Annotated in this window: 9 protein-coding genes; 1 reads left to right on the top strand and 8 read right to left on the bottom strand. The window is 62.7% G+C overall.

Translation table 11 applies throughout. From position 1 onward, the window contains the following. The 5 genes from QB898_RS10670 to QB898_RS10650 form a co-directional block, all read right to left on the bottom strand. On the bottom strand, nucleotides 1-95 hold a 95-nt coding region (locus tag QB898_RS10670; RefSeq protein WP_018003793.1), incomplete at its 3' end, for a GTP-binding protein. Nucleotides 96-290: 195 nt separating this feature from the next. Beyond that, a complete protein-coding gene (fusA, locus tag QB898_RS10665) occupies nucleotides 291-2,393 on the bottom strand; it encodes an elongation factor G (protein WP_279524942.1) in 2,103 nt (700 codons plus the stop codon). 82 nt (nucleotides 2,394-2,475) lie between these two features. After that, a complete protein-coding gene (gene rpsG, locus QB898_RS10660) occupies nucleotides 2,476-2,946 on the bottom strand; it encodes a 30S ribosomal protein S7 (RefSeq protein WP_050715133.1) in 471 nt (156 codons plus the stop codon). A 181-nt stretch (nucleotides 2,947-3,127) separates the two neighbouring features. After that, nucleotides 3,128-3,505, bottom strand: coding sequence for a 30S ribosomal protein S12 (gene rpsL / locus QB898_RS10655; protein ID WP_050715134.1), 378 nt, complete (start codon nucleotides 3,503-3,505; stop codon nucleotides 3,128-3,130). A 95-nt stretch (nucleotides 3,506-3,600) separates the two neighbouring features. Then, nucleotides 3,601-4,104: an Lrp/AsnC family transcriptional regulator gene (locus QB898_RS10650; RefSeq protein ID WP_279524943.1), complete on the bottom strand. Its 504-nt coding sequence runs from the start codon at nucleotides 4,102-4,104 to the stop codon at nucleotides 3,601-3,603. 144 nt (nucleotides 4,105-4,248) lie between these two features. Between QB898_RS10650 and glmS the strand changes: the two genes are divergently transcribed. Then, nucleotides 4,249-6,132 (top strand): glutamine--fructose-6-phosphate transaminase (isomerizing), encoded by a 1,884-nt coding sequence (glmS, locus tag QB898_RS10645; RefSeq protein ID WP_279524941.1) that lies wholly within the window; start codon nucleotides 4,249-4,251, stop codon nucleotides 6,130-6,132. 219 nt (nucleotides 6,133-6,351) lie between these two features. Here the strand turns inward: glmS and rpoN are convergent, their stop codons facing one another. From rpoN to lptA, 3 genes are read right to left on the bottom strand one after another with little or no spacing between them, the layout of a single operon-like run. Beyond that, nucleotides 6,352-7,896 carry an RNA polymerase factor sigma-54 gene (gene rpoN / locus QB898_RS10640; RefSeq protein WP_279524940.1) on the bottom strand — a complete coding sequence of 515 codons (1,545 nt, stop codon included), beginning with the start codon at nucleotides 7,894-7,896 and terminating at the stop codon, nucleotides 6,352-6,354. Nucleotides 7,897-7,910: 14 nt separating this feature from the next. After that, nucleotides 7,911-8,690 carry an LPS export ABC transporter ATP-binding protein gene (lptB, locus tag QB898_RS10635; RefSeq protein ID WP_050715138.1) on the bottom strand — a complete coding sequence of 260 codons (780 nt, stop codon included), beginning with the start codon at nucleotides 8,688-8,690 and terminating at the stop codon, nucleotides 7,911-7,913. Further along, a complete protein-coding gene (gene lptA / locus QB898_RS10630; RefSeq protein WP_279524939.1) occupies nucleotides 8,687-9,304 on the bottom strand; it encodes a lipopolysaccharide transport periplasmic protein LptA in 618 nt (205 codons plus the stop codon). Before lptA ends, lptB begins: the two co-directional genes overlap by 4 nt. Between the last annotated feature and the right edge of the window lie 149 nt (nucleotides 9,305-9,453).

Below are 9,453 nucleotides of genomic sequence, written 5' to 3'. Positions count from 1 at the left end.
ATCGCCGCCGTCAGCGTGGTCTTGCCGTGGTCAACGTGACCAATCGTGCCTACGTTTACGTGCGGCTTCGTCCGCTCGAATTTCTCTTTCGCCATGATGGCTTTCCTTTACTGAATTGAATGAACAATGCCCGCGTACTGGTTTCAAGTCTGCATCTGGATGCCATTGATCGCATCGCACGGGCGCAATGCGGACTCCACATCGCAGACCTGGCGAGCACCTCGCTCGCCAAAATGAAAGCACTGCCAAGCCCGCTTGTCGCGAACACTGGCAGTTCTTTCCAGAAACGCTTATTTGGCGCGCGCCGCAATGATGGCGTCGGCTACATTCTTGGGCGCCTCTGCATAATGCTTGAATTCCATCGTGTAGTTGGCGCGACCTTGCGTCATGGAGCGCAACGAAGTTGCATAGCCAAACATTTCGGAGAGCGGAACTTCCGCCTTGATGGCTTTGCCACCGCCCACCATATCGTCCATACCCTGAACCATGCCACGGCGGCTTGAAAGATCGCCCATAACCGTGCCAGCGTACTCTTCAGGCGTTTCCACTTCCACCGCCATCATGGGTTCCAGAATGACAGGATTGGCTTTGCGTGCCGCTTCCTTGAAACCAAAGATGGCAGCCATCTTGAACGCCTGTTCAGACGAGTCCACGTCGTGGTATGAGCCGAAGGTGAGCGCCACCTTCACGTCAACAACGGGGTAGCCCGCCAGCACGCCGCTGGTCAATGCTTCTTCCACACCCTTTTGCACTGCAGGGATGTATTCGCGCGGCACGACGCCGCCCTTGATTTCGTCGATGAACTCGAAGCCCTTGCCCGGCTCGTTGGGCTCCAGGCGGAACACAACGTGACCATACTGGCCCTTGCCGCCTGATTGGCGCACAAACTTGCCTTCCACATCGGAAACTGCTTTGCGCACAGTCTCGCGGTAAGCCACCTGGGGCTTGCCCACATTGGCTTCCACATTGAACTCGCGCTTCATGCGATCCACGATGATTTCAAGGTGCAGCTCGCCCATGCCGGCGATGATGGTCTGACCAGACTCTTCATCCGTGCGCACACGGAACGACGGATCTTCAGCAGCCAGGCGCGACAAGGCGATGCCCATCTTCTCCTGGTCAGCCTTGGACTTGGGCTCCACCGCCTGGGCAATCACAGGCTCGGGGAACACCATGCGCTCCAGGATGACAGGCGCCGATGGATCAGACAACGTTTCGCCTGTCGTCACTTCCTTCAAGCCCACGCAGGCAGCAATATCGCCTGCAATGATTTCCTCGATTTCTTCGCGGTTGTTGGCGTGCATCTGCACGATACGGCCGATACGTTCTTTCTTGCCTTTGACGGTATTGAGCACCGTGTCGCCTTTCTTCAGAACGCCTGAATACACGCGCACGAAGGTCAGCTGCCCCACAAAAGGATCCGTCATCAATTTGAAAGCCAGCGCAGAGAACTTCTCGCCATCATCCGCCTTGCGGGTTACAGGCTGCTCATCCTCATCGGTGCCAGCCACCGGCGGAATATCCACTGGCGAAGGTAGAAAATCGATCACCGCATCCAGCATGCGCTGCACGCCTTTGTTCTTGAAGGCCGTGCCGCAAAGCATGGGCTGAACTTCCGTGGCAATCGTGCGCTGACGCAAGCCTTGCTTGATCTCATCTTCTGACAAGTCGCCCTCTTCCAGGTACTTGTTCATCAGCTCCTCGTTGGCTTCAGCCGCAGCCTCCACCATCTTTTCGCGCCACTCCTTGGCGGTATCCAGAAGTTCTGCCGGAACGTCCTTGTATTCGAACTTCATGCCCTGGCTGGCTTCATCCCAGATGATGGCTTTCATCTTGAGCAAATCCACCACGCCCTGGAAGTTCTCTTCCGCCCCAATGGGGATGACGATGGGCACCGGATTGCCTTTCAGGCGCGTTTGAATTTGCTCGACCACCTTGAAGAAATTGGCGCCCGTGCGGTCCATCTTGTTCACAAAAGCCAGACGCGGCACTTTGTATTTGTTGGCTTGACGCCAAACCGTTTCAGACTGCGGCTGCACACCGCCCACAGCGCAATACACCATGCAGGCGCCGTCCAGCACGCGCATGGAACGTTCAACCTCAATCGTGAAGTCCACGTGGCCCGGGGTGTCAATGATGTTGAAGCGGTGAGCCGGATAGGACATGTCCATGCCCTTCCAGAAGCAGGTCGTGGCCGCCGAAGTAATCGTGATGCCGCGCTCTTGCTCCTGCTCCATCCAGTCCATGGTGGCAGCGCCGTCATGCACCTCGCCCAGCTTGTGATTCACACCTGTGTAAAACAAGATGCGTTCGGTGGTCGTTGTCTTGCCAGCGTCAATGTGCGCAGAAATGCCAATGTTGCGATAGCGCTCGATGGGGGTATTGCGAGCCATGATGAATCTCTTTCTTGAAACATGCAGGCCCGCACAGTGGCGGGCCGCATTTCAAACAACTAAAACGGGAACGACTTGATGCTCAAAAGCGGAAGTGGCTGAATGCCTTGTTGGCCTCGGCCATGCGGTGCACTTCATCGCGCTTTTTCATGGCGCCGCCACGGCCTTCATTGGCTTCCAGCAGTTCATTGGCAAGGCGCAAAGCCATGGATTTCTCGCCGCGCTTGCGGGCTGCTTCCTTGATCCAGCGCATCGACAGCGCCAGACGGCGCACCGGGCGCACTTCCACGGGCACCTGATAGTTGGCGCCACCCACACGGCGGGACTTGACTTCCACCACGGGCTTGACGTTGTTGATGGCCGTGGAAAAAAGCTCCAGCGGGTCTTTGCCGCTTTTCTTTTCCATGTGTTCCAGCGCACCATAAATGATGCGCTCGGCCACTGCTTTTTTGCCGCCTTCCATGATGACGTTCATGAACTTGGACAGCTCGACATTGCCGTACTTGGGATCCGGCAGGATTTCACGCTTGGGAACTTCGCGACGACGTGGCATGTTTTCACCTCATTTGCTTCAGCCGACAGCCGGGGCGCGTCATGTTTGGCCTGGCTGCCTCGCAGGTCCATCCGGGGCCTGCACTTACTCGATCTTTGTCTTCGATCACTACGCCTGAATCCGGGCCGTCAGCCTTCCGATTCAGACACCTTTTTTGATTCACTCACTGCGAAAAAGACGCTCAGGCTTTCTTCGGACGCTTGGCGCCGTACTTGGAACGAGCCTGCTTGCGGTCTTTCACGCCTTGCAAGTCGAGCGAGCCGCGCACGATGTGGTAGCGCACACCCGGCAAGTCCTTCACGCGGCCGCCGCGCACGAGCACCACCGAGTGCTCTTGCAGGTTATGGCCTTCGCCGCCGATGTAGGAGATGACCTCGAAACCATTGGTCAGGCGCACTTTGGCGACTTTGCGCAGGGCGGAATTCGGCTTCTTGGGCGTTGTGGTGTAAACGCGGGTGCAGACGCCCCGGCGCTGCGGACAGTCTTGCATCGCGGGGCTTTTGGACTTGATCTTCTCGACCGTCCGCCCCTGACGCACCAGTTGATTGATGGTTGGCATTGGATATTTCCCTAGCGTGAAAAAACGAAAGAACGCCCGTCAAGCGTCCTTCCAAGAAAAGCAAAAGCGGCAGATTGTAATGCAATCAGACCTGTTTAGCGGCCCGCCTCCTTCTCTTTGTCAAGGGGCAGGCGCGTTTCAAACTTGCCGCGATGCACGGCGAAAAACGTCTTCACGTTGCGCACATTGGCATCCTGCGTGAACAAACGCTGGGCCAGCGCATGCCAGCCGGACATGTCGCGCACGCGCAGCACCAGCACGAAATCCGGCCCCGGCGAAACGCGCCAGCACTGCTGCACGGCCGCTTCCTGCACGGCGCGGCGCTCAAAGGCATCCAGCCACTCGCTGCCCTGCCGGTCCAGCGACACCTCGGCAATCACGCTCAGCCCATGCCCCAGCCGCCGCGCCACAGCGTCTTCATTGAGAACGGCCACCTGCCGCTCAATCAGCCCCAGCTCATGCAAACGCCGCACGCGGCGCAAAGCCGTGGGCGGCGACACATGCACGCGCGCGGCCAGCGCCTGATTGCTCAAAGCCGCATCCTGCTGCAAGGCATCCAGCAAAGCCCAGTCCACCGCATCCAGTTCCGTTTCTTCCATAAAAGATATTTTCACGAAATCAGATTTCGTGTTTACTCCAAAATGAAATTTGAATTCTTAAAACATGATTTTTCAACAGCACATTTCATCTCATAGAGCCTAGCATCGCCCCTTCGCATCACCCGTTCAAGAGGATAGAAAAACATGTGCGGCATCGTAGGCGCGGTTTCTTCGCGCAACATCGTGGGCTTGCTGATACAGGGCTTGCAGCGGCTGGAATACCGGGGGTACGACTCCTGCGGCGTGGCCGTGCATACCGGGCGCGGGCTGGCGCGGGTGCGCGGCATTGCGCGCGTGGCCGATCTGGCCCGCCAGGCGCAGGCCGAAAACCTGCACGGCTGCACCGGCATCGCGCACACGCGCTGGGCCACACACGGCGCACCCGCCATTGACAACGCCCATCCGCACTTCAGCATGGGGCCGCTCGCGCAAACAGGCGATGACGCCCAGGGCCGCGTCACGCTGGTGCACAACGGCATCATCGAAAACCATGAAGAGCTGCGCGCGCGCCTTCAGGCCCGGGGCTACCGCTTCGCCAGCCAGACCGACACCGAAGTCATCGTCCACCTCATCGACAGCCTCTACGAGGGCGATCTGTTTGAAGCCGTGCAGGCCGCCTGCGCCCACCTGCGCGGCAGCTACTCCATCGCCGTGCTGCACCGCGATGAACCCCATCGCCTGATTGGCGCACGCGCTGGCTCGCCGCTGGTGCTGGGCCTCACAGCCCACGGCGAAACCTGGCTGGCCAGCGACGCCCTGGCGCTGGCGGGCGTGAGCGACCAAATCATCTACCTGGAAGAAGGCGACATCGCCGACGTGCAGCCCGGCAAATACTGGATTGCCGACGCCCGGGGCCGCCGCCTGGACGCCGCCAGCCGCCCCGTGCAAACCGTGCCGGCCAGCGGCGGCGCGGTCGAACTGGGGCCGTATCGCCATTACATGCAAAAAGAAATCTTCGAGCAGCCCCGCGCCATTGCCGACACGCTCGAAGGCGTGCAGGCCGTCACCCCTGCCCTGTTCGACAAAACCGGTGCCAGCAGCCAAAGCGGCGCCGCCGGTGCCTTCGCACAAATCGAGCGCGTGCTCATCCTCGCCTGCGGCACCAGCTACTACGCCGGCTGCGTGGCGCGCGACTGGATCGAAGCCCTTGCCGCCCTGCCCTGCAGCGTGGAAATCGCCAGCGAATACCGCTACCGCCAGTCCGTGCCCGATGCGCGCACGCTCGTGGTCACCGTCAGCCAAAGCGGCGAAACCGCCGACACCCTGGCTGCCCTGCGCCACGCCCAAAGCCTGGGCATGGCGCACACCCTCGCCATCTGCAACGTCGCCGCCAGCGCCCTGGCGCGCGAATGCCGCCTGGCCTTGCTCACCCGCGCGGGCGTTGAAATCGGCGTGGCCTCCACCAAAGCCTTCACCACCCAGCTTGTGGGGCTGTTTCTGCTTGCGCTCACCCTGGCCAAAACGCGCGCGCGCCTGTCAGCCGCCGACGAAGCCGCCCACCTCAAGGCCTTGCGCCACCTGCCCGCCGCCTTGCAAGCCGTGCTCGCGCTGGAGCCGCAAATCATCTCCTGGGCCAGCCAGTTCGCCAGCAAGGAAAACGCCCTCTTCCTGGGCCGTGGCCTGCACTACCCCATCGCGCAAGAAGGCGCGCTCAAGCTCAAGGAAATCAGCTACATCCACGCCGAAGCCTATGCCGCTGGCGAACTCAAGCACGGCCCGCTCGCGCTCGTGACCAGCGCCATGCCCGTCGTCACCGTCGCCCCCAACGACGCGCTGCTCGAAAAGCTCAAAAGCAACCTCCAGGAAGTGCGCGCGCGCGGCGGCGTGCTCTACGTGCTGGCCGATGCCGGCACGCGCATCGAAAGCGGCGAGGGCCTGCACGTCATCCGCATGCCCGAGCACTACGGCCTGCTCTCGCCCATCTTGCACGCCGTGCCGCTGCAACTGCTCTCCTACCACACCGCCGTGGCGCGCGGCACCGACGTGGACAAGCCCCGCAACCTCGCCAAAAGCGTCACGGTGGAATAGCCGCTGAAGCAGTCAGATCAGCTCCTCAAACAATAGCATTGGGTCCTAGTAGAAATTGCGCCAGGCAGCTTTTCGGCCCCCTTGAATTTGCTCCTTCTTTTCAAGGCGGCTTGGCAGATGGCGCCAGCCGGAGAGCGTGGCTTTTGGCCATCGTTGCGCCCGGTCTGGCTCATGGCGCAGGCCCTGGGGGCCTGTTTGCCAGCAGGCTCCAGCAAGCTTTCAGCCCTTGTGCCTGCGCTGGGGCGCGGCGGGAATGTGCATTTCCTCGCGGTATTTGGCGACGGTGCGGCGGGCGCAGTCGATGCCTTGCTCTTTCAGCAAATCGGCAATCTGGCCATCGGGCAGGGGCTGGGCGGGGTTTTCGTTTTTGATGAATTGCTTGATGAGCGCGCGCACGGCGATGGAAGAGGCGCTGCCGCCCGCTTCGGTGCCCAGCGACGAGCTGAAAAAGTGCTTCAGCTCGAAGGTGCCTTGCGGCGTGGCCATGTATTTGGCGGTGGTGACGCGGCTGATGGTGGATTCGTTCACGCCCAGCGCTTCAGCGATGTCTTTCTGGAGCATGGGGCGCATGGCGATGGGGCCATACACGAAAAAGCCGCGCTGGCGCTCGACGATGAGTTCGGCCACGCGCAAGATGGTGTCAAAGCGCTGCTGCACGTTGCGCACGAACCAGCGCGCTTCTTGCAGGCGCTGGCCCAGATCGGCGTTTTTGCTGCCGCGCAGGGCGCTGGCGTAGGCGTCGTGCACGCGCAGGCGCGGGATGAGGTCGTGGTTGAGGCGTACGTGAAATTTCTGCGTGGGGCCGCTGCCGCTGGCGGTGACGATGACATCGGGCACGATGATTTCGCGCTCTGCATTGGCAAAGCGCCGGCCCGGCTTGGGTTCGAGCCGGGCGATGACGGCCTGGGCGGCGCGCAGCTCGTCTTCGCTGATGCCCAGTTGCGCGGCCAGGCGGCGCGTGTCGCGGCGGGCCAGCAGCTCCAGCGCGCCGTGGCGGGTGCAGAGCTTCAGCGCGTTTTCGATGGCCGCCCGCCCGGGATCGCTCGGGTCTGACGCGCCCAGGCGTTCTTTCAGTTGCAGGGCCAGGCATTCGGGCAGGTTGCGCGCGCCCACGCCCGTGGGTTCCAGCGATTGCAGCAGCTTCAGGGCCAGGGTGAAGCGGTGCACGAGTTCCTGCATTTCTTCCACGCCGTCGTCGTCGTCCATGAGGGTGGCGGCCAGCTGGGCCAGGGAGTCTGGCAGGTAGCCGTCGTCATCGACGGATTCGATGAGAAAGCGCAGCGCAGCCATGTCTTCGGGCGCCAGGCGCAGGGCCAGCGCCTGGCGGTGCAGGTGTTCGGTCAGGCTTTCTTGCAGGCTGGCGCGTTCGGCGGGGTCGAGCGTGTCGTCGCCCGGCTGGCGGGCGGGGGCTTCGCCGCCCCATTCGCCGTCGTCAGGGGCCAGGTCGCTGCTGCCGTCGCCGTCCCAGTCGTCGGGGGCGGCGGTTTCGCTGTCACTGCCTTCGCCGTCGTTTCCGCCGTCGCTGCTGGCGGCCGCCTCGCTGCTGCGGTCGCCTTCGCTCACGGGGGCATCGGCGCGCGCCAGGCCGAATTCTTCGCGCGGGGCGGCGTCGTCGGCACGCTCCAGAAAGGGGTTTTCGTCGAGCATGGTTTGCACTTCACGCTCCAGATCGACGGTGGACAGTTGCAGCAGGCGGATGGCTTGTTGCAACTGGGGCGTGAGGGCAAGGTTCTGCGAGACGCGCAGTGACAGGCCGGTGCTCACTTGGCTTGCGGCCTTCAGAGGTGGAAGTGCTCGCCCAGGTAGATGCGGCGCACGTCGGGGTTGGCGACGATTTCGGCGGGCGTGCCGGCGGCCAGCACGCGGCCTTCGCTGATGATGACGGCGTGGTCGCAAATGCCCAGCGTTTCGCGCACGCTGTGGTCGGTAATCAGCACGCCGATGCCTTGCTCTTTCAGGAAGGTGACGATGCGCTGGATTTCAATGACGGCAATCGGGTCGATGCCCGCAAAAGGCTCGTCCAGCAGGATGAAGCGCGGCTGCGTGGCCAGCGCCCGCGCGATTTCCACGCGCCGCCGCTCGCCGCCCGAAAGCGCCGGCGCGGGGGTATCGCGCAGTTCGGAAACAGAAAGCTGCTTCAGCAGCTCGTCCAGGCGGCGCTCGATTTCAGGCGCGGGCAGCGGGCGGCCGTCTGGCCCGCGTTGCAGCTCCAGCACGGCGCGCACGTTTTCGGCCACCGTCAGCCGCCGGAAGATGGACGCTTCTTGCGGCAAATAAGACAGGCCCAGGCGCGAGCGCTGGTGAATGGGCATTTTTTCGATGGCGCGGCCATCAATGGTGATGCTGCCCGCGTCGGCGCGCAGCAGGCCGACGATCATGTAAAACGACGTGGTCTTGCCCGCGCCGTTGGGGCCGAGCAGGCCGACCACCTCGCCGCTTTTGACGGTGAGCGACACGTCTTGCACCACGCGGCGCGCGCCGTAGTGCTTGCGCAGGTTGCGCACTTGCAGCGAGCTGGCGGGCGCGGGCGCCGTGAGGTTGGAAGCAGACTCGCTCACGGCTTTTTGGACAGGCTGGAGCTGCCGCGCAGCGCGGCGGGCTGGGCGGGCTGGGCGCCAGCGCCCCGGGGGCCGAGCGTGGCGCGTATGCGCTCGCCCTTGCCAGCCTTGCCTTGCGGCGCGCCATCGACGGTGTAAACGCCCGAAACGCTGTTGTAGGTGATGCGCGCGCCCGTCACTTCATCGGCCAGCTTCGCGCCTTCGAGGCGGCGCATGCGCGCACGGCCCTGAAGCCGCACGGTATCGGCGCGGCTGTCGTATTCAATGGTTTCGGCTTCGCCTTCAATGTATTCATCTGCGCCGTCGCGCTTTTGGCGAAAGAACGCGCGCTCTCCTTTTTCCGCCGTGAGCGTGCCGCTTTGCTGGCCATCGCCGGCCTGCTGCACTTGCAGGCGCGCGCCGCGCATGAGGATGCTGCCCTTGGTGAGCACGACATGGCCGGTGAAGGTGCTGATCTGGCTTTTTTCTTCATGCCGCAAGGCGTCGGCCTCGATGTTCATGGGCTGGTCACGATCGGCCTTTTCAGCCTGCGCGCCCGCGCAAGCCAGCAAGGCGGCAAACGCCAGCGGGGCCAGGCGCGAAAAGGGAGAAGAAAAAACAGACAGGCGCGGCATGAAAGCAGGAATGAAGGAGCGGGTTGAGGGCTGACACAAATTGTAGGGGCCGCGCCCTCAAGGATTGCCTGGCCGCGCCCGCTTGCGGCAGAGGCCCAAAAACCGCCGAGGCGAATGCTGAAGCGGCGTCGCGAGCCTGTTCAAGGAGC

The organism is Ottowia cancrivicina, from assembly GCF_029813755.1.
Lineage (GTDB): Bacteria > Pseudomonadota > Gammaproteobacteria > Burkholderiales > Burkholderiaceae_C > Ottowia > Ottowia massiliensis.
This window is presented reverse-complemented; position numbering and strand designations above follow the sequence as displayed.

What these genes read in the sequence shown, in the direction of transcription:
- fusA (WP_279524942.1), bottom strand. Translation starts at nt 2,393, where the DNA reads ATGGCTCGCAATACCCCCATCGAGCGCTATCGCAACATTGGCATTTCT.
- rpsL (WP_050715134.1), bottom strand. Translation starts at nt 3,505, where the DNA reads ATGCCAACCATCAATCAACTGGTGCGTCAGGGGCGGACGGTCGAGAAG.
- glmS (WP_279524941.1), top strand. Translation starts at nt 4,249, where the DNA reads ATGTGCGGCATCGTAGGCGCGGTTTCTTCGCGCAACATCGTGGGCTTG.
- QB898_RS10650 (WP_279524943.1), bottom strand. Translation starts at nt 4,104, where the DNA reads ATGGAAGAAACGGAACTGGATGCGGTGGACTGGGCTTTGCTGGATGCC.
- lptA (WP_279524939.1), bottom strand. Translation starts at nt 9,304, where the DNA reads ATGCCGCGCCTGTCTGTTTTTTCTTCTCCCTTTTCGCGCCTGGCCCCG.
- rpsG (WP_050715133.1), bottom strand. Translation starts at nt 2,946, where the DNA reads ATGCCACGTCGTCGCGAAGTTCCCAAGCGTGAAATCCTGCCGGATCCC.